Source organism: Alteromonas sp. M12 (assembly GCF_037478005.1).
Classification (GTDB): Bacteria; Pseudomonadota; Gammaproteobacteria; order Enterobacterales; family Alteromonadaceae; genus Aliiglaciecola; species Aliiglaciecola lipolytica_A.
Window position 1 is genome coordinate 4,757,195 of the sequence record NZ_CP144164.1, and the last position, 19,825, is coordinate 4,777,019.

General features: G+C 41.5%; 20 protein-coding genes. 9 read left to right on the top strand and 11 right to left on the bottom strand.

The window, feature by feature from the left end; all coding sequences use genetic code 11:
- Positions 1-12: 12 nt before the first annotated feature.
- Complete coding sequence (gene yrfG / locus VUI23_RS20410; RefSeq protein ID WP_342805774.1) at positions 13-693, bottom strand: GMP/IMP nucleotidase; 681 nt, start codon at positions 691-693, stop codon at positions 13-15.
- A 91-nt stretch (positions 694-784) separates the two neighbouring features.
- Here yrfG and nudE point away from each other — a divergent pair, with 91 nt between their 5' ends.
- The 3 genes from nudE to VUI23_RS20425 are packed head-to-tail and all read left to right on the top strand — an operon-like array spanning position 785 to position 2,776.
- Positions 785-1,363, top strand: a complete 579-nt coding sequence (nudE, locus tag VUI23_RS20415) for an ADP compounds hydrolase NudE (RefSeq protein WP_216047808.1) — start codon at positions 785-787, stop codon at positions 1,361-1,363.
- Entirely contained in the window at positions 1,363-2,187 is an 825-nt protein-coding gene (cysQ, locus tag VUI23_RS20420; protein ID WP_216047807.1) for a 3'(2'),5'-bisphosphate nucleotidase CysQ, read from the top strand. Before nudE ends, cysQ begins: the two co-directional genes overlap by 1 nt.
- A 10-nt stretch (positions 2,188-2,197) precedes the next feature.
- The gene (locus tag VUI23_RS20425) at positions 2,198-2,776 is read left to right on the top strand and encodes a YceI family protein (protein ID WP_216047806.1); all 579 of its coding nucleotides are present in this window, start codon (positions 2,198-2,200) and stop codon (positions 2,774-2,776) included.
- 428 nt (positions 2,777-3,204) lie between these two features.
- On the opposite strand, the gene VUI23_RS20430 is transcribed toward VUI23_RS20425, so the two are convergent.
- Genes VUI23_RS20430 through VUI23_RS20445 form a run of 4 tightly spaced genes read right to left on the bottom strand, consistent with a single transcriptional unit; the run spans position 3,205 to position 6,857 of the window.
- Entirely contained in the window at positions 3,205-3,423 is a 219-nt protein-coding gene (locus VUI23_RS20430; RefSeq protein ID WP_216047805.1) for a YheU family protein, read from the bottom strand.
- Entirely contained in the window at positions 3,420-4,463 is a 1,044-nt protein-coding gene (locus VUI23_RS20435; RefSeq protein WP_303500288.1) for a hydrolase, read from the bottom strand. The genes VUI23_RS20430 and VUI23_RS20435 overlap by 4 nt, the downstream gene beginning before the upstream one ends.
- Positions 4,460-4,945 (bottom strand): TIGR02444 family protein, encoded by a 486-nt coding sequence (locus VUI23_RS20440; protein ID WP_342805776.1) that lies wholly within the window; start codon positions 4,943-4,945, stop codon positions 4,460-4,462. The genes VUI23_RS20435 and VUI23_RS20440 overlap by 4 nt, the downstream gene beginning before the upstream one ends.
- Positions 4,923-6,857 (bottom strand): ATP-binding cassette domain-containing protein, encoded by a 1,935-nt coding sequence (locus VUI23_RS20445; protein WP_342805778.1) that lies wholly within the window; start codon positions 6,855-6,857, stop codon positions 4,923-4,925. The genes VUI23_RS20440 and VUI23_RS20445 overlap by 23 nt, the downstream gene beginning before the upstream one ends.
- A gap of 117 nt (positions 6,858-6,974) precedes the next feature.
- Between VUI23_RS20445 and VUI23_RS20450 the strand changes: the two genes are divergently transcribed.
- Positions 6,975-7,178 (top strand): YheV family putative zinc ribbon protein, encoded by a 204-nt coding sequence (locus VUI23_RS20450; protein ID WP_216047801.1) that lies wholly within the window; start codon positions 6,975-6,977, stop codon positions 7,176-7,178.
- Between the two features lie 388 nt (positions 7,179-7,566).
- On the opposite strand, the gene VUI23_RS20455 is transcribed toward VUI23_RS20450, so the two are convergent.
- Positions 7,567-7,782, bottom strand: coding sequence for a SlyX family protein (locus tag VUI23_RS20455; RefSeq protein ID WP_216047800.1), 216 nt, complete (start codon positions 7,780-7,782; stop codon positions 7,567-7,569).
- A 7-nt stretch (positions 7,783-7,789) separates the two neighbouring features.
- Positions 7,790-8,809 (bottom strand): hypothetical protein, encoded by a 1,020-nt coding sequence (locus VUI23_RS20460; protein WP_342805781.1) that lies wholly within the window; start codon positions 8,807-8,809, stop codon positions 7,790-7,792.
- A gap of 286 nt (positions 8,810-9,095) precedes the next feature.
- Here VUI23_RS20460 and VUI23_RS20465 point away from each other — a divergent pair, with 286 nt between their 5' ends.
- The 3 genes from VUI23_RS20465 to VUI23_RS20475 all read left to right on the top strand — a co-directional run bounded on the left by VUI23_RS20465 (position 9,096) and on the right by VUI23_RS20475 (position 13,317).
- Positions 9,096-9,827, top strand: coding sequence for an FKBP-type peptidyl-prolyl cis-trans isomerase (locus VUI23_RS20465; protein WP_216047798.1), 732 nt, complete (start codon positions 9,096-9,098; stop codon positions 9,825-9,827).
- A gap of 548 nt (positions 9,828-10,375) precedes the next feature.
- On the top strand, positions 10,376-10,849 hold the full coding sequence (greB, locus tag VUI23_RS20470) for a transcription elongation factor GreB (protein WP_216047797.1): 474 nt from the start codon (positions 10,376-10,378) through the stop codon (positions 10,847-10,849).
- A 119-nt stretch (positions 10,850-10,968) separates the two neighbouring features.
- Positions 10,969-13,317 (top strand): Tex family protein, encoded by a 2,349-nt coding sequence (locus VUI23_RS20475; RefSeq protein WP_342805783.1) that lies wholly within the window; start codon positions 10,969-10,971, stop codon positions 13,315-13,317.
- A 168-nt stretch (positions 13,318-13,485) separates the two neighbouring features.
- On the opposite strand, the gene VUI23_RS20480 is transcribed toward VUI23_RS20475, so the two are convergent.
- From VUI23_RS20480 to bioH, 3 genes are read right to left on the bottom strand one after another with little or no spacing between them, the layout of a single operon-like run.
- Complete coding sequence (locus tag VUI23_RS20480; protein ID WP_216047795.1) at positions 13,486-14,460, bottom strand: putative metalloprotease CJM1_0395 family protein; 975 nt, start codon at positions 14,458-14,460, stop codon at positions 13,486-13,488.
- Between the two features lie 18 nt (positions 14,461-14,478).
- Positions 14,479-14,799 (bottom strand): hypothetical protein, encoded by a 321-nt coding sequence (locus tag VUI23_RS20485; RefSeq protein WP_342805785.1) that lies wholly within the window; start codon positions 14,797-14,799, stop codon positions 14,479-14,481.
- Between the two features lie 54 nt (positions 14,800-14,853).
- Complete coding sequence (gene bioH, locus VUI23_RS20490) at positions 14,854-15,633, bottom strand: pimeloyl-ACP methyl ester esterase BioH (RefSeq protein ID WP_342805787.1); 780 nt, start codon at positions 15,631-15,633, stop codon at positions 14,854-14,856.
- Positions 15,634-15,659: 26 nt separating this feature from the next.
- Between bioH and VUI23_RS20495 the strand changes: the two genes are divergently transcribed.
- A complete protein-coding gene (locus VUI23_RS20495) occupies positions 15,660-16,412 on the top strand; it encodes a ComF family protein (protein ID WP_342805789.1) in 753 nt (250 codons plus the stop codon).
- Positions 16,413-16,419: 7 nt separating this feature from the next.
- On the opposite strand, the gene VUI23_RS20500 is transcribed toward VUI23_RS20495, so the two are convergent.
- A complete protein-coding gene (locus tag VUI23_RS20500) occupies positions 16,420-18,975 on the bottom strand; it encodes a M14 family metallopeptidase (protein ID WP_216047791.1) in 2,556 nt (851 codons plus the stop codon).
- 222 nt (positions 18,976-19,197) lie between these two features.
- Between VUI23_RS20500 and nfuA the strand changes: the two genes are divergently transcribed.
- Positions 19,198-19,776, top strand: a complete 579-nt coding sequence (gene nfuA / locus VUI23_RS20505) for a Fe-S biogenesis protein NfuA (protein WP_216047790.1) — start codon at positions 19,198-19,200, stop codon at positions 19,774-19,776.
- The last annotated feature ends 49 nt before the right edge of the window (positions 19,777-19,825 follow it).

The window sequence follows — 19,825 nt, forward strand, 5'->3', positions numbered from 1 at the left end:
TCCTTTCGCGATTTATTTTATCGGGTTGTTGTTAATATCATCGATTAAGAATCGGTAATCTTGAATACTCGTAAACTCATCAATATTGCGGATTTCACCTTGGCTATCTGGATTCTCAACGGCTAACAAGTGAGCAATCCCGAATTCTTTAGCTGCATGTAAAATCGGTACACTATCATCAACGAACAAAGTACTTTGCGCATCAAACCCTAAGCGTTTCTGTAATTTTTGCCACAACAGCTGAGATTCTTTTGTTACCCCAAATTCATGGGTAGAAATCAAGGTGTCGATATGACTATCCAATTGAGTCTGCTCGATTTTTAGTGACAAGCTTCCCGGGTGCGCATTAGTTACTAGCACAACTTGTCTGCCACTGTTATGCAAAGCGTCGAGAAATGGCAAAGTGTCTTCACGCATACTGATCAAATGTTTAATTTGTCGTTTTGCCTCAATAATATCCATATCGAGCTTTTCCGCCCAATAATCAAGACAATACCAGTTTATCGTTCCCATCACCTTTTGGTATTCAAGGTGAATATATTCTTTTGCTTTTTCGAGACTGATGGCTTTTTTTTGTGCTATCTTTTGCGGTACAACTTCCATCCAAAAATGGTTGTCGAAGTGCAAGTCGAGCAGGGTTCCATCCATATCGAGTAAAACAGTTCTAATTTGGTTCCAGGGCAACATTGGCAAGTCAGTGATCCATGAGTTAAAGTAAGGCAAAATGTAGTATAAAGTGCAGTTCCTGAATAATGGAACTGCCGTAGTTTAACGTGATAGGTAAATGAATAAAATAGACCCGAATAAAACACTGCCCCAAATTCATCAACGAGAAATCGTCGCCAAAAGCGGTTTATTTCGTGTCGAACGCATAGATCTTGAATTTTCGAATGGCGCAACCCGTCAATTTGAAAGGATGGCTGGTTCAGGCAGTGGTGCAGTAATGATAGTCCCTTTCATCGATTCTGAAACCCTTTTGCTTATCAGAGAGTACGCTGCTGGTACCCACTCTTATCAATTAGGCTTCCCTAAAGGCTTAATTGATCCTGGCGAGTCAGCTCTTGAAGCTGGTAATAGAGAGTTAAAAGAAGAAGCTGGATATGGCGCGAACGTGTTAAAAGAGGTGCATACTGTCAGTATGGCTCCGACTTTTTTTGATGCGAAAATGAATATTTTATTAGCTCAAGATCTATATGAATGCCGTTTAGAAGGGGATGAACCAGAACCTTTAGAGGTCATTCCATGGTCTATACACGAGCTAGACGCTTTACTGGCACGTGACGATTTTATCGAGGCTCGCTGTATCGCGGCTTTATTTTTAGTACAAAAATATTTGGCAAAAAATTCATCAGGGGAAAAATAATGGCTGTAGACCCTCGAAAAAATTTGTTAGAAATAGCTAAATTTGCGGCTAAAACCGCGGGCGAAGAAGTTTTAAAAATCTATGATAGTGGCGACTTCAAAGCATATGAAAAAGAAGACGAATCTCCAGTGACTTCTGCAGATTACAAAGCTAATGAAATTATCATGGATATTTTGTTAAAAGAAACCCCCGACATTCCAATAATGTCAGAAGAAACCAATAACGGTGACTTGGCACAGCGCAAACATTGGCAGCGCTACTGGTTAATTGATCCTATTGACGGCACTCAAGAATTCATAGCACGCAGTGGCGATTTTGCAGTCAATATAGCGTTAATTGAAGACAATGAACCTGTGTTAGGAGTTATCTATTGGCCGGCTGGAGAAACACTGTATTTCGCCAGCAAAGGACATGGCGCTTATAAATCTTGCTCACTAGAAAACAATAAACAGATCCATGTACGTAAATTTGAAGAGCCTAAGACAGACGTAGTAATGATCGCCATTAGCCGACGTCAGCCGCGGGAAAGAATAATGAACCATATGAGCGATATGCGTTCATATCAAACACTACCCTTAGGTAGTTGTTCTCTTAAAGCCTGCTTTATTGCAGAGGGGAAAGCAGACGTATTTTTACGAATTGGAGTGACTGGTGAATGGGATACCGGTGCTTCACAATGTATTGTAGAAGAAGCCGGTGGCTGTATACTTTCAGCTAACTTCCTACCACTTACTTATAACCGACGAGATACGACTGATAATCCAGACTTCGTTGTTTTAGGGGATCATCAGGTAAATTGGCAAGAAATAGTCGAATATAAATAAGGAATAGCAAATGAGAACACATAGTCTTATAAGTTTTGCCATATGCTGTGCGGCATTTGGGTCATTTTCCCACGCAAGTTGGACCCTTGATAATGATTCATCAACAGTAAACTTTATCTCCACAAAGAATGAGCACATCAGCGAAATTCATAATTTTACCAAACTATCTGGCAAACTAAGTGATTCCGGCCAGCTTCAAGCAGCGGTGCAATTGAGTTCAGTAGAAACCAATATAGCCATTCGTAACGAGCGTATGCAGACATATCTTTTTGATGTGAAAAATACTCCAGAGGCAACGATCACAGCTCAACTACCCGAATCAGTGATGGGCATGAGTGCAGGAACATCAGCAATGGTGACCCTTGATACGAATATTACGATCAAAGGCAAGTCTGCTCCTTATAGCGTTGAAATAAACATTAGCAAAGATGATGATGATAGCTTCCACGCTACAACGGTTAAGCCGGTTCTAATTAAAGCAGCAAACCATGATTTAGATCCTGGCATTGCTAAGCTACAAGAACTTGCGGGCCTAAAGAGTATCGGGTTAACCGTTCCAATGACGTTTTCTGTGACATTCAATCAATAGTCACCTGTAACGCGGGACAAACGCTCCCGCCTAAAAACCTGTAGCACCGGATTTATCCCGTGAAAAGATAAGACAAAAACAATCCCAAGCGCGGTGCAAACGCTCCCGCCTAAAAAGCTGTAGTACGGGATTTATCCCGTGAGAAGATAAGATAAAACCAATCCAAAACGGGGCAAACGCTCCCGCCTACAAGCCTGTAGCACGGGATTTATCCCGTGAGAAGATAAGATAAAACCAATCCAAAACGGAGCAAACGCTCCCGCCTAAAAACCTGTAGTACGGGATTTATCCCGTGAAAAGATAAGATAAAACCAATCCGAAGCGCGGGACAAACGCTCCCGCCTAAAAACCTGTAGCACCGGATTTATGCCGTGAAAAGATAAGATAAAACCAATCCAAAGCGCGGAGTAAACGCTCCTGCCTACAATCTAATTTTGGATCTGCTCCTTGGTCACAATATTCACGCTTTCGTGTAATTCAGAATACTGTACAAAAGCTTGCCCCGACTTAAGTTGCATCATGACGTGATTAACTTTTTGTTCAAGATCATATTCCATTTCGCCGTAATCGGTTCCTTCTTGAAGAACAAAGGCTTCAACTAAATTGTTCAAGGTTTCTGGAGCAATGTCACTTAAAGGAATAATCATTCTTTAACACCTTTGTGGATTGAAAAGGGCGCAATAAAATCAGAAATACGTTTATGGAACCATATGTTGGGCTTCCAAGGAGTACCTTGTAAAAATCCCACATGCCCGCCGGTGTCACTCAACTCCAATTGAACCGCCTCAGAAAGCTCGTGTTCTTTAGGTAAAACCGCCTCATTCATAAAGGGGTCATCAATAGAATGGAGAACCAAGGTGGGGGTTTCAATATGCTTGAGAAAACTAATTGCACTGCACTTTTGGTAATAATCTTCGGCATCAGCAAAGCCGTGTAATGGCGCGGTAACATTTTGATCAAAATCTCTAAAGTTTGCCAATTTGGCAACTTTTTTATCATCAATGGGAATCAAACCTTTATAGTCAATAAGTCGCATTTTTGAACGTAGGGTTTTCACCATACTTTTTAGCAAATAGCTTTGATACACTTTAGAAAAGCCATGGTTAATACTGTCAGCACATTCAGCCAATTTAAATGGTGTAGAAACGGCTACCGCTGCTTTTAAAAATTTTTGCGCCGGCGTTTCCCCTAAGAACTTGAGTAGCATATTGGCACCCAATGAAAATCCGATTGCCACTTTAGGTAAATCAGGAAATTTTTTATCCAACCAAGCCATAAAGTAACTAGCATCTTCAGTTTCACCTGAGTGATAAGCGCGAGGCGTGGTATTCAGCTCACCTCCACAACCACGAAAATGCATTAACACGGTTTGCCAACCTTGAGACTGCAATTCAGCCATAAGATCATTGGCATAATGAGATTTCACAGAGCCTTCTAAACCATGAAATAGCACCGCAATCCCTTTGTTATTTTCCGGTGATTCTGGCTGCCCCCAAACCACTTTTACGCTATCGCTGTCAGGCAGTTTCAGTTTTTCTACCCGTAAAGCTAAAGGACGACGACGCTGAATAAACCTTGGCCATAAGGTTTGAACATGACGGTTTTTAGCCCAAAACGGCGCTTTGAAATCACTTCGTTTTATTCTATTTTTATTCGCTTCGGTGGCAAATTTATATTTATCGTTCATATCTCAAGATTAGTTTGATTACTAGAAATTGTGGCGGCCAGTTGTTCCACTATACACTTTAAATCAGCAGTATCTAGGGATTCAAGGGAGTCTAAATAATGGTAAAAATTAGATTTTCTTTTGGCATCTAGATTATGCTGATTGCAAAAACTGATAATCAGTGTTTGTTGTTGTTTTTCAGCTTCCAATTCCTGCTCTAACAGTTTTGCGTAAGTATTTGGCTTGTTCGTTTTGGCATCTATTCGTAAACGCCTAATGGTTTCCACTTGTGCGACTGAAGGGGCAATAAATTCTGATAACTCAACAAATTGAGATGAGCTTACCTGTCGATTATGGGTATCGAGATATGCACATATTAGCAGCAGATTTACGTTCATAGAGTATTCATTCTGCAGTTGCAGAGTTAAACGTTTTACTTCCGATTTAGCATAATGACGTAAAGAAAACTGCCAAAAATCCTCAGCTAACCAATTGTTGTTCATCAAATTCCTGTTGTTTTAATTCGAGCTCTTCTTGAGCCTCCATCCACAGTATTTCGGCCTCTTCTAAGTCTCCTTTTATATTGCCCTGCTCAAGTAACAACTGTTTCAATTTTGCCTTGTTTTCATCAAGATAGAGATCAACATCAGTGAGTTCCGACTCGACTTTTGCAAGCTTCTCAGAACACTGATTCATCTTCTTTTCGGCGCTTTGAATTGCTTTACGCAATCCTTGTGTAGCTTGCCTAAACTCAGCTTCTAGTCGCTTTGTGTTCTTCCGATCAAATTTGTTCTCTACAGGTTTAGCCGTTGAAGAATCTATATTCTTATTCGCGCTTTTCTGGCTAGCATCCTTTAATAACCAATCGCGATAGTCTTCTAGATCACCATCAAAGGGCTGCACCTTGCCGCTATCCACTAAATAAAAATCATCGCAAACTGAAGTGAGTAGGAAACGATCATGAGAAACTAACACCATTGCCCCTTCAAAGCTCTGCAACGCGATATTAAGAGCATGGCGCATTTCAAGATCCAAGTGGTTGGTAGGCTCATCCAATAACAAAAGATTCGGTTTTTGATACACCAATAAGGCGAGAACCAAACGCGCTTTTTCGCCACCAGACATAGGCTCAACTTTTCCTAATGCCTGATCACCATGAAATCCAAAGCCGCCTAAAAAATCCCGTAATGCCTGTTCAGGGGCAAGTTTATCGAGTCGATAAAGATGATCTAACGCACTATCTTGAGGTCGCAAAAATTCAAGCTGATGCTGTGCAAAATAGCCAATGCTCAGCCCCGCAGATGTCATATATTCACCGCTCATTGGCGTTTTTTCGTTTGCCAACAATTTAATTAAGGTCGATTTACCTGCGCCATTTCGTCCTAACAATCCAATTCGACTGCCTGGGACCAAATTCAGATGTAAACTATCAATAATCACAGTGTCATCGTAACCCACTTGCACTTGTTCCATTTTTACCAATGGATTAGGTAATTTAGGTGGGGCAAAAAACTCAAATGAAAACTGCGATTGCGCATGGGCTGGCAGCAAATCTTCCATTTTCTCTAATTGTTTAATCCGACTTTGCGCCTGCTTTGCTTTGCTAGCTTTAGCCTTGAAGCGATTAATGAATGATTCAAGATGAGCGACTTTCGCTTGTTGCTTTTGATATTCCAAATCTTGTAGGCGTAATCGTTCTGCACGCTGACGCTCGAAAGACGCGTAGTTTCCGGTGTAACTAATCAGCTTTTGGCTTTCCACACTGAGTATTTCATTCACCGTATTATCAAGAAAAGATTTATCATGTGATATAAGAATCAATGTTCCTGTATATCTTGTTAGCCATCTTTCTAGCCAAATAACCGCATCTAAATCCAAGTGGTTGGTAGGTTCATCAAGTAGCAGCAAATCAGAATGACATAGCAATGCTTGAGCAAGGTTAAGACGCATTCTCCAGCCACCTGAAAAGTCAGTGACTGGTTTTGTAATTTGATGGTGACTAAAGCCTAGGCCAGCCAGAATGGTCGCGGCTCGAGATTCGATATCATAAGCCCCAGCGTGTTCCAATTGACCATGTAGCAAGGCAATTTTTTCACCATCATGATTTTCTTCAGCCGTTGCCAACTTCTGTTGTAATTGTCGATACAGCAAATCACCATCAATTACGTAGTCTATCGCACTGCGATTTGACGCTGGAGTTTCCTGGGCCACCGACACAATTTGCCAATTTTTGGGTAATTGACAATCCCCCGCATCAGGATGTAACTCCTGTCGTAGCAAGGCAAATAAGCTAGACTTACCACAGCCATTAGAACCAATAAGCCCCACTTTGTGGCCTGGATAAATAGTCGCAGATGCGTGTTCGAGGAGGACTTTACTGCCTCGCAATAAAATCAGATCTGAAATTTGAATCATTTACGAAGAATACTAATCAAATTAGTTGAATTGGCGTATTATATACTTATACCGCTTGAAATTGCGCGTTTGTGCACAACTGAAAAGCTAATTATTCCATTCAAGTAGCAGATATCAATGACTAACAAAACTAAGAAACGCTTTGTCGCCGGTGCTATATGTCCAAAGTGTAAAGCGCAAGATACAATAATGCTGTTTTTCGAAAACAATGTCGAAAAGCTCGCCTGTGTAGAATGTGACTACACAGAATCACAAACTGAAAAGCAAGTTGACTCAGCCAAACGGCAAAATGAAAGCGTGATTGGTGTTTTCAAACCTTAAACGCATATTCGCGATTAGCTGCCTATGGAAAATTGCGAATTCCACGAGATAGGTTTGGAAGGTCAAACCAAAAGGTCGAGGGTGTAGACACTTGAAGGCAGCAGTGGCAATCGTCGCAGCGCATTAAATTTGAAGCTCCTCATCCGCAACATTCAACTCAATCCCTGATTATGCGGCTCTACATCTTACGGGTAAGAGCATAAACAAGTTAACTTTGCGGCAATTGAAGTTAGTAACATGGTCTGGTGCATTTACGTACTTAAGTAAATCACCTAACAAGCCAATGTTGTTCAGCAAACTGGCTTGAGGGAAATGGTGAATTAGTTAGAAACTGAGATAAACAAGATTCGATAATCAGCGCAACAACGAACCTTGTTTATAGGCAACTCTAATAATGAGGTGGCGGTGCTTCTTCACTGGAATCAGCAATATTTGACGGCTCAATCTGCTTCATTCTTTCGGTCATGTGTTTCAATTGAAATGCCATTCTATCAATTTGAATCTGCTGATCTGCGAGCGCTTTATTAAGTTGTTCTATGGTGTCTTCTTGAAACGCTAACTGCGTTTGCAGATGCGCTATTTCACTGTGTAAATCGGTACTCATTGTTTTACTAATCTTCCTGTTCAAATGGCCAATACTCGGCCAGCCCACTGCTACTTTCAGATAATAGCTGATTATTTTGATTGAAGCTCACAGCATACACTACCGCACTTTGTGGTTGCGTACCCTCCTTAGGGGTGACACGCCACTCTTGTACTTCACTGCCGGTCGCCACTGACCAAAGGTTTAACGCTCTGCCTGGTGATCCTGTGGCTAAATATTTTCCGTCTTCGGAAAACGTGGCGACACTGAATATTTTTTGGCGCTGTATATAAGATAATTGACTTATCTCTTCACCTGTTTGCACGTTCCAAATTCTTGCCCCGCGCTTGCTGTCTGCGGTGAATGCATAACGACCTAAATCATCTAACGCGACCTTAGTGACGCGACTTGAATGAGTGAAACGGTGTATCACTTGCCCGCTGCGAGTATCCCACAGGTAGGCAACATAGTCGTTGCCACCGGTCAGTGCGTAAAACCCATTTGGCGAAATATCAACACTATTTATTTTTTCTTGGTGTCCCAGAAACTCGAGGCGGCGTCCTGTGGCAGGTTCGAAAAACATGGCTTTTCCGTTACCTCGACCGACTAAAACACCACGGCCATTGTTGCTCACAGCAATATCGCGAACACTTGCTTCATCTATTCGCCAAAAACCTTCAGGTTCACCAGTGGATAGATTCCAAAGTGCAAAAGCTTCTCTATCGGCGGTCACCACATAACTGCTATCAGCAGCTATATGCACTATGCCAACGGTATTATTAACATGGCCTTCTTCTTGGTGACTCCACTTATATTTTTCTGTTTGTTCAACTAAATCCCAAACTAGAATTCCCTGTTGTGCTGTAGAGACTACCGCCAACTTACTATCCGCAGAAATATCTGCCGCATAAGTGCCTTCAATAGCATGTCGAATAGATTTATCAGGCTCACTGATCACGCCACTGCATGCGCTCAGTGCAAAAATACAGACTATCCAAATTAATTTAAATCGGTTTTGCAAAATTATTCGGTCCACAGTTTTGTGCATACTGTCTATTCAAGTTTGTGTATTAGGTCAGTTCGTTTAGTATATACCCAAGTCACCTTAAAATGCGCGTTTCACAACGAGAGGTAAGGTTAATAGCTTACAATATAGTGGTTATTGCATCTGTTTTCCTGTCGTTTGTTGCTAGCAAGTTTATCCAGATAGATTTAAACTGCCCCGCAAATATTTTTGAGGACGTTGGACTTCTGCCCAACTTTAAAAAGACGCATTTGGACTTTTTGCTTGTGGAAATAAGCAAATTGATTTTTAGAAATTTTGGAGAAATTGAATGAAAAAGGCAGCTATTGCATTTGTCGTCGCTTCTGTTTTCGGCATAACTGCTTGTCAACAAAAAGCCGACCCGTTACAGATTGAAGAAGTTAAATTCACATCCGCAGAAGAAGAACAGGCTTATGCGTTTGGCGCAAGCGTAGGTGGTTTTGTTGAGCAACGTTTAGCCGCTCAAGAAAGTATGGGCGTTGAACTTGATAGAGCACTAATTTTGAAAGGCTTTGCAGCAGCCATGCAAGCACAATCTCAATTGGAACAAGGCGAAATTCAAAAATTGAATGCAGACATTGATAAAGCAATGCAAGCAGGTCAATTGCTACTAGCAGAGAAAAATATCGAAAAAGGCAAACAGTGGTTAGCTGAAAATGCCAAGAAAGAAAACGTCACTGAGACTGAGTCAGGCTTACAATATGAAGTTCTGATTTCCTCAGAAGGCGATAGCCCTTCAGCTGAAGATACTGTTCAAGTACATTACCGTGGTACTTTATTAGATGGTACTGAATTTGATTCGTCTTATAGCCGAGGTGAACCTGCTACTTTCCCACTTAACCGTGTGATTTCTGGTTGGACTGAAGGTGTGCAGTTAATGACTGTTGGTTCTAAATATAAATTTTATATTCCATCAGAACTTGCTTATGGCGAACGTGCTACAGGTAAAATCACACCAAACTCAACACTTATTTTCGAAGTTGAGTTGCTGGATATCTTAAATAAAGAAGCCGTTGAATAATAGAATATTCCTATTAGGTTAAATACATAAAAAAGCCGGAAGTCATTTTGACTTCCGGCTTTATTTTTTGCTATCAGCGTGATCCTTGCTGTACCTAGTTCCACGTTTTTTATTGGTCTTTCTAGTCGACCTTAAGGCCCGAAATAAACCCGGGTTTGTAATTAAATTGTACTACCTAATTGTATACACGGCTGAACAGGATTGATGTTCATTGCCGACGTTTTTATTACCGATAGGCCTCCTTAAAAAGTCACCTTCGATTTATTTACGTTATATAACAAAACACTGTAACATACTCGGTAGAAAAGCCAGCTACAGCGCAGGTTAAGACGACATTTTTTTACGATTTACTTTACGCTTCAGTGCGTCGCTTAACTATGTTTAATGATAGTCCAATTTTGTTTTTTTTCATGCAAAATTTAGCTGTTTCTTGGAACGTTTTTGACTAATAAAACAGCAGTTATAATTTATAGTTAGATCACTACTTGGCAACTATTGGCTAAGTCTTTGTATCCACAACAGTGTTTAATAAAAAAGAGGTTTTTTGCTTGAGAACCCCGTTAATTACCCGCAAGGGTTACCAACAATTACAGAATGAACTCGAACACTTATGGCGAGTAGAGCGTCCTGAAACAACGAAAAAGGTAACTTGGGCCGCAAGCTTAGGTGATCGCAGTGAAAACGCCGATTATCAGTACAATAAGAAACGTTTGCGAGAAATTGACAGACGCATTCGCTATCTCACAAAAAGTCTCAAACATTTAAAAGTAGTCGACTATTCACCACAGCAAGAAGGCAAAGTATTTTTTGGTGCCTGGGTGGAAATAGAAAATGAAGACGACAAAACCTTACGCTTACAAATTGTCGGCTACGACGAAATCTTTTCCCGTAAAGATTGTATTTCCATCGACTCTCCCATGGCGCGAGCATTATTGAAGAAGGAAGTTGACGAGGAAGCAACCGTGCGCACCGAGGCCGGTGAGTTCAATTGGTTAATAAAAAGTATTGAATATGAAAAATAACCACGGTTAAGTGTTTTTTATCTTCAGCTGCACTGTTAAAGTTGCGGCTGTTTATTTTTGGGCTCTAATTAGCCTATTTTCAGTTTTCCAAGGCGATAACGCCTTATCAAGGGTCTTGTATGATCATCGAAAAAATTGCTAGCGAACTCAGCGTTGAGCAGAAACAAGTTAACGCTGCTGTTGAATTATTAGACGGCGGTGCAACAGTACCGTTTATAGCTCGTTATAGAAAAGAAGCCACCTTTGGCCTGGATGACGCGCAGTTAAGAGCGTTAGAGCAACGTTTAGGCTACTTACGCGAAATGCAGGAGCGTATGGTGGTGATCCTGAAATCTATTGATGAGCAGGGCAAATTAACGCCAGAGTTGAGTCAAAAGATACGGGCGTCTGAAAATAAAACCGAATTGGAAGATTTATATTTACCATTCAAACCGAAACGACGCACCAAAGGGCAGATTGCCATAGAGGCAGGTTTAGAACCATTAGCCGACAAGCTGTTTGCTAATCAACAACTCAATCCAGAAACAGAAGCTGAGAGTTTCGTCAATCCAGAGGCCGGTGTCGCGGATGTAAAAAGTGCATTAGACGGTGCCAAATATATTTTAATGGAACGCTTCTCTGAAGATGCTGCGTTACTGCAAAAAGTGCGTCGCTATTTACAGCAAAATGCACATATCCGAAGTACTGTGGTCAGTGGTAAAGAAAAAGAAGCAGCTAAATATTCTGATTATTTTGCACATAGCGAAAAAATCAGTAAAGTCCCCTCACATCGAGCTCTAGCCATGTTTCGTGGGCGCAATGAAGGGTTACTTCAAGTCAACCTTGATGCAGATCCGCAACGGGAAGAAAACGACCGCAGTGCTTATTGCGAAAGTATCATACGCGAGCATTTGAATTTGCAATTTAATGGTAAGCCTGCCGATGCATGGTTAGCGACTGTTGTGCAATGGACGTGGAAAGTAAAAATCCAATTGCATATGGAATCTGAATTGTTTGGTGCCATCAGAGAACAAGCTGAAGAAGAAGCTATTGGTGTTTTTGCTCGTAATTTAAATGACTTATTAATGGCCGCTCCGGCGGGCGCTAAAGTCACTATGGGTTTAGATCCTGGTTTACGTACGGGTGTAAAAGTCGCTGTAGTAGATACCACAGGTAAAGTTGTAGCGACAAACACAATATTTCCACATGTACCGCAAAATCAGTGGGACAAATCGTTACGTACACTAGCCAACTTATGCAAACAGTATAAAGTCCAGCTAATCAGTATTGGCAACGGCACAGGCTCAAGGGAAACCGACAAACTTGTGGCGGAGCTGATTAAATCAGCGCCAGAATTAAACCTACGTAAAATTGTTGTCAGCGAAGCTGGCGCCTCGGTTTATTCTGCATCTGAGTTGGCGTCTCAGGAGCTACCTGGGATGGACGTATCCTTGCGTGGGGCAGTGTCCATCGCTCGCAGACTACAAGATCCATTGGCTGAGCTTGTGAAAATTGAGCCTAAGGCGATCGGAGTAGGTCAGTACCAGCATGACGTTAGCCAGAGTAATCTTGGTAAATCTCTAGAGCATGTTATTGAAGATTGTGTAAATGCGGTAGGCGTCGATGTGAACACCGCATCTCCCGCACTTTTATCTCATGTATCTGGTTTGAACCGGACGTTAGCGCAAAATATAGTGATGTTTCGTGATCAACATGGCGCGTTTACCCAACGAAAAGATTTATTGAATGTTGAAAGATTGGGCCCAAAGGCCTATGAGCAGGCAGCTGGATTCTTAAGAATCGTTAACGGCAGCAATCCATTAGATGCCTCAGCGGTGCACCCTGAAGCTTACCCTGTGGTGAATGAAATCGTGGATAGAACAGCTTGCGCAGTGAACGATCTGATTGGCAACAAAGAAGTTCTTAAAGCGTTATCTCCCGAGACCTATACCAACGAGAATTTCGGTTTACCCACAGTCACCGATATAATCGCCGAACTTGAGAAGCCCGGTCGCGATCCCCGTCCTGAGTTTAAAACCGCTGCATTCAAAGAGGGTGTTGAAAAAATATCTGACTTGAAAGAAGGCATGATTTTAGAAGGTGTAGTCAGCAATGTTGCTAATTTCGGTGCATTTGTCGATGTAGGTGTACATCAAGATGGTTTGGTACACATCTCCGCTATGACTAACAAGTTTATTTCTGATCCCAGAGAAGTGGTAAAAGCTGGTGACATCGTTAAGGTGAAAGTCATTGAAGTAGATGAGCAGCGTAAGCGAATTGCTTTCACCATGAAGTTAGATGACAACACTGCCAAACCTCAAGGGGCTAGAGACAATCATTCAAAAGCCGACAATAGAGGCACCAATAAACACGCCAAGCCGACTAAAAACCAAGGCCGAGATAATCATCGCAAAAAATCCCCCGCCCAAGGTAATGCTGCCATGGGTAACGCCTTTGCGGATGCGTTTGCTAAAGCGAAACAAAAGTAAGGTTTTTGATCTTAATTGCTAATTGTTAAGGTTGTCCTCACACATAGGGTAATACTTGTGTGTGAGGAAACTGACAACAAAAGTATTGTATGGATCAGTAGCCGGATATTGTGAGGTTAGATAAACAAAGAATATAAAAGTAAGTGAACACTTACTTTTTCAAAAAGACTAGGCGCTAAATTGCAATTGTGAAGATCGAGGTTCAGATACTTTCTGATAAAAATTTTCAATAACCGATACCCGCTGTAAAATTCCGCTATCTCTATTTTCAAGACGTTCACGGTTTTGCTCTAAGCTAGCAACATCGGCACTTTGGTCCAGCGAGCGAGTGGGTGGTTCAGCTGCAAACCCATCCACAATTTCATCTAAATTTGGGGTGTTTGCGGCAATAGGGTTTTCCGCAGACTCAATACCCTGTGAATTTAACGAGTCGCCTAGCTGTTGTTCTATATTGTTAGTGACAGCTTGTTTAGCACTCTCTGCTTTTTCTCGCGCAATATCAGAGCGCGCTTCCGTCGCTATCTTAGTTGCTTCACTAGCAACCCGTAAATCTTGTGCGGAAGGATCAGCTGGAGCCAGCGCAGCAGCCCGTACTTGCTGCATTTTTCGGATGGTTTCTTCTGGGGTATCTTCCTCAGAAATGTCGATAGACACTTCCCCCCCAACAGCATATTGATTGCCATCAGGTCCATTTTCATATTCATAGGTAGGTGATGCAGCATATTGCCCACCCACTGCCGCATGTGCTTGTTCATGTGAACGTACTTCGGCATCACGGCTTTTAAGTTCTTCTATCTCTTGTTGATCTGCTAATTGTTGTTGTTGCTGTTTGCTTTCAGCATCTTCTTTGCCCGCACTAGGATCTTCAGCATTATCTTTGTCAGCTAAATTTTCTTGTGTGCGATCATTTTGTGTTTGATTATTTTGTTGTGCTTGAGGTCGCTCATAGGTGACCTGAACTTGCTGACTGGGGGTTTTAACACGGTCTGACTCCGAGCCCAATCCACTTTCAGCCGCAGAATTTTCTGCATTGCTTGTTTGCGGGATGGTTTCTCGTTGTTGATTGTCTCTCCGAGCAGCATCAGTACTGACATTATTCGTGGGGAATAATATTGCTGTTGGAGTTGGGGTGACAATATTCATCAGAAACGGCCTTGAGCCCTAAGCCAACTCATCAATGATACGACCGACCGTATCATTGGCCACTTCCAATACTTTGCCAGATGCCAAAGCATTGCGACTATTAATTTGAAGGGAAAGTAAGTTATCAGTCAAGGAGTCGCCGCCAGTAGGCAGTAGTTGACTAACTTGGCCTAACTGCTGAGTTGCAGCATTAGCTAACACGTCTTGCGGCGTTTGAGCTTGACTATTGCTTTGCGCAATACCCAGCGAAGCCTCAGTGATACCTTGCTGCGCACGGTTCAACCCAAGCGTCCCAGATATGATCGCTGAATTCACATTATTGCTTACATCAAATGCCATAGATAACCCCCATTACCTGTGCAAATTATAGCCTATTCCAATTAAATTGGAAACCTAGCTCGTTATGTTTAAGCATTTAAACAAAATAGCAATAAACTCATCCGGATGGGAAATGAAAGGCGCATGGGAAGCATGGGGGAAAACATGCGTAAAATCAGACAATTGCGAATTCTCAATGAGAGGGATCGCTTTGGCTGGCACTAAACTATCGAGGCGTCCATACAGGCGAAACGTAGGACACTTAATACCACCTACTTGTGCTCTTAAATCTGTGTTAGCCAGAATATTTAGCCCTGCCCGTAACGCAATATCATCTGGAATCGGATATTGCTGAATATGTGATTTGATTAATTTTATATCCTGTTTAGCAGATTCACTTCCCATCGCTTGAATCGCCATGAATCGGTCGAGTGTTTTACTGAAGTCTTGTTCCAGTTGACGTGTAAATGCCTGTAGAACATTTGCTTTTATTCCGGGCCACCCCTGTGCTTCGGAAAATTTTGGCGAACTAGCCACTAGCACTAAATTTTCACATTGTTCAGGTCGGCTAATGGCAAGTTGTTGAGCGACTAAACCGCCAAGAGACCAACCGATAAAACTAGACTTGTCCGGGATGCAATCAGCAACCATACTGCAAACTGAATCTAAGTCATATTGAGCCGGTAATACATCTGCATTGCGCCCAAAACCAGGCAAATCAAGCAGAGTGATACGAAAATATTGTTCCAAAATGTGGCTAATAGGTTCCCAAACACCGCTGTTGAGCCCCCAACCATGTAGTAAGACTAGATTGGGACCTTGTCCACGAGTTTCAAAAAAAAGGGAGTTGCTCATTGGGCTCTCATTTAATAAGGAATTTTATGGGACTAAGTCACTTTTACTTTACGTCAGCAAATATTAGCAAATGGCGCAATTTTAGTAAAAAAGTAACAACCTGGTTGGAACTAAATCAGCACTGTGTTTTATGTCACCAACCTAGTGGATATTTAATCTGCGATTATTGCGATAGTGATATTACATATTTCGAGCTTGAAAAATACCAATTCGACCTACTAAACAATGTTGCAGTGTGTTTAGGATTATCTTCTGCAAATTTCGACAGTTTAACTGCACTTGCCGAATACCAATGGCCGCTCTCAAACTTAATAACCCAGTTAAAATTTCACAACAAAAGCATCCATGCCAGAGGCTTAGCACAATTATTCTGTGCGCACGCTAGGCCACCACAATCCCAGTTACCGCAAGCAATTATTCCTATTCCACTGCACACTTCTAGATTAGCGCAAAGAAAGTATAATCAAGCCGCCATAATTGCGTTAGAAATAGCTAAACAAAGCGGCATCCCCTGTTTAACCGATACCCTAGCGCGACCGAAAAAAACCTTAGCACAAACCGAATTGACAGCGCAGCAACGACAAAAAAACATTAAAGATGCATTTGCAATTAATCAGCCATTAACGAAGCAGGTTAATCATATTGCTTTGTTTGATGATGTTGTAACAACGGGAGCAACCTTGAATTCTGCTGCCGAAGCTATTCGCAGCGAATATCCGCAAATGCAAATTGACGCGTGGTCAATTTGCATTACTCCGAAAAATAATAAACCTGACTAATCTTAAATTAATCAATAAATCCGGACATGAAAATTGCGTTCCCCATTAGTCGGCTAGTCCCGTACCAAACACCACGGAAATTGGGATTATTCACAAATCCAATGACTCGCCCCTTGCCAAATCGATGAGCAACGATGGCAGCTGAATCGGATATAAGATCTTGCATCTCATCAGAGGCATATCCAGCCATTAATGGCTTTTCGGCGTACTGAGCGACGGTAATAAAGGGTTTGTCGGGCATCATGAGTATGTCAGTAGTATTGCGAAACACCGGTAATAACGCTCGGCTATAACCAAACCCAAGGGGATGACTAATATCTAGTTTAGTTTCGAATACAGCCCCGGCTATACGCTGTTTTGCAGCAAATGCTTCTCTGTCAGCAAAACTAAGATTACTAGCATTGAAGGCATCCTGTATTTCCGATTTTTTCATGAAATTGGCTTTTAACCAGCCATTATCACTTAAAAATTTAGTTCCAGATTGTTGACCAATTAACACTCCGCCTTGATCAACCCATTCGGCGACTTTCTCAATGACATCGTCTGGCAATTTTGAGTATTTTCCACTGACCCATATCATGTGAGTGTAACTAGACATATCTAATCCGGATAGACGATCCATATCAATAATAGATACAGGCATTCCCACTCGAGTATCTAAATAATGCCAAGTTTCACCTGCTTCATATTGATTGACACCTAAACCGCCAACAATCATCACTTTAGGCAAGGTAACCGGCGCCATTTTAGAACTACCTAAATCAATACCTTGGCCTGTTAAACCACTTTCAATTGACCAAACAGGTATATTCAGCTCGGTAGATAAGGATTGAATTTTTGCAAACATATCGTCTGGCTGATTAAGCCCTGTAGGTATGACGATTGAACCTGATGAAAAGCTAATGGTTCCACTACTGGTTTTCGCCGAAAACGCCGTTTCTGCGGCACGGACTTTTATGCCACTTTGCAATAATCGCTGCAGTAATTTAGGCGCCTTGTAATCTTGCCAACTGAAGCCATATGCATAAGCCCCCGATTTCAAGGCTGGTAATTTATCTACTCTCAATTCAGCTTGCTTATCAGCATAAGAGAGTTTTCGGAAGTCGCCTTTGTCTACTTCAGTGTATTGAAGGTTAAAAGCTAAGGGTAAATTCCAATTGGAAACATCGTAAAAGGTATTATCGACAAAACGTTTACGAGTGGAGAATATCGATTTTACCAAACGATATCTCGGCTGATCCGTTGGCACAAATATGCTGTCCACTGAGTGATAAGTCAGATCATCTATTTCAGCATTTTTGTTTAATGGATAATGTTCAATTTTATGTTGCTGTAGTATTTTCATCAGCTCATTAAAGCGACTTTTGTCATGACTTTCGCTGATTAAATAGCCTTTTACTCGATCATCTTTAATCAATTCTTTGGTTTCTTGATTGAAACTAGACTGATACTCAATAAGCGCTTGTTTATTCGCAAGTGCGCCTTTGAAGGTAGATAACGAAGTAGTGACCTGGTTTTGAATCGTATCTGAGAATGCAAGAGGTCCATTTACGGTATCTTGTAAATGCCCACGACTACTGGCTTGCTCAAATAAAATACCTATAGATCCTAGCGCATCGGGATAAGTTGAACCTTTCCCGTAGTAGAAGTCATCATAGGCTTCTTGAGTGAAATACAACTGTTTGCTGTCATCTAACGCAGCCGCATGGAAATTGGCCAAGGCCTCGGTGAGCTTGACGTTTTGTTCTGGTGTCCAAGGGTTTTTGCGCGACGAAATACCTGGTTGGAAAAAGAAAGTGCTGTTAGATCCCATTTCATGAAAGTCAGTTAATACATGGGGACGCCATTGTTGAAACTGCTTGATACGCGCACGAGATTCAGGATGGGTCAGCAATAACCAATCACGATTCAAATCAAACCAATAGTGATTTACCCTGCCTCTAGGCCAGCGTTGACTTAGCTCTCGACTATTTGGATCAGATACAAGGTTTTGACTTTTATGCATATTCGCCCAATGAGCAAATCGCGCTAAACCATCAGGGTTAATAGATGGGTCTAGCAACACCACATTATTTTCTAATAATTTATCTACTTCAGGCCCTTGTGCTGCCGCCAAGTAGTAAGCGACGAGTAAAGATGCATTGGAGCCTGACGATTCGTCACCGTGAACACTGTAACCCATCCAAAGTACCAGCGGGTCGCTACTGTTTGATTTGGCCCCTTGCTCAATCACTTGTAAATGACGTTTCTGGATGTCTTTTATATTTTTTTGGTTATCAGCAGAGGTGATAGTCATTAACAGCAGACGGCGATTTTCATGGGTTCTACCGGTGTCAGTTAAACTAACCCGATCGGACGTTTCAGCCAACACTTCCATATAACGAACTATTTGATCATGTCTTGCATGCCAAGTTCCTACAGGAGTACCTAAGATATCAGCTGGTTTGGGAATATTCGTGTCATAACTAACGGCTTTTGGAAGATAATCTAAGTCAGTCAAAGCGGAAGCTGAAAACGATAAAAACAAAAAAAGTACAGTGGCGCAATAACGCTTTAAATTCATATAAAACTCTTTAAAGTAGATTTAATTATTATTTTGACTAACCAGTAAGGTTTAAAACTCACTCAGCTTCTACTAAAGTAGTAGAACACCTTGTTTGGTGTACAGTATGCCTCAATTCTTTGATAGTTAAAAATTTCATAACAGAATCACATTACTTGAGTGTTTTACTCAGGTATTTCTGTTAAACTGTTCGCCTAATTTTATAAGCATCAGGAATGATTGATGATTAATATTTCTGAAAGTGCACAAGCTCACTTCACTAAACTGCTTGAAAAACAAGAACCTGATTCAAATATTCGTGTATTCGTAGTCAATCCAGGCACGCCAAGTGCGGAATGTGGTGTTTCTTATTGTCCACCGGATGCCGTCGAAAAAACCGATATATTGCTTACATTTAATGGTTTTGACGCAGTCGTTGATCAAGAAAGTGCACCATTTTTAGAAGAAGCTGAAATTGACTTTGTAACAGACCAGATGGGCTCTCAACTTACCTTGAAAGCACCAAATGCAAAAGCCCGCAAAGTTGACAGTGATGCGCCCTTAGCTGAACGCATCAGTTATATGATTGAAGCGGAAATAAATCCACAATTAGCCAGCCACGGCGGCAAAGTTATGTTGATGGAGATCACTGATAAAGGTGAAGCCATATTGCAATTTGGTGGTGGCTGTAATGGCTGTTCAATGGTTGATGTTACTCTCAAAGATGGCATTGAAAAGCAAATGTTAGAAGCTTTTTCCGGTGAGATAACTGCTGTCAAAGATGCGACTGAGCATACTGCCGGCGAACACTCATATTACTAAAAATAGCACTTCACATTTTTAACGCTGGATAATGCTTAAAAACTGGCTG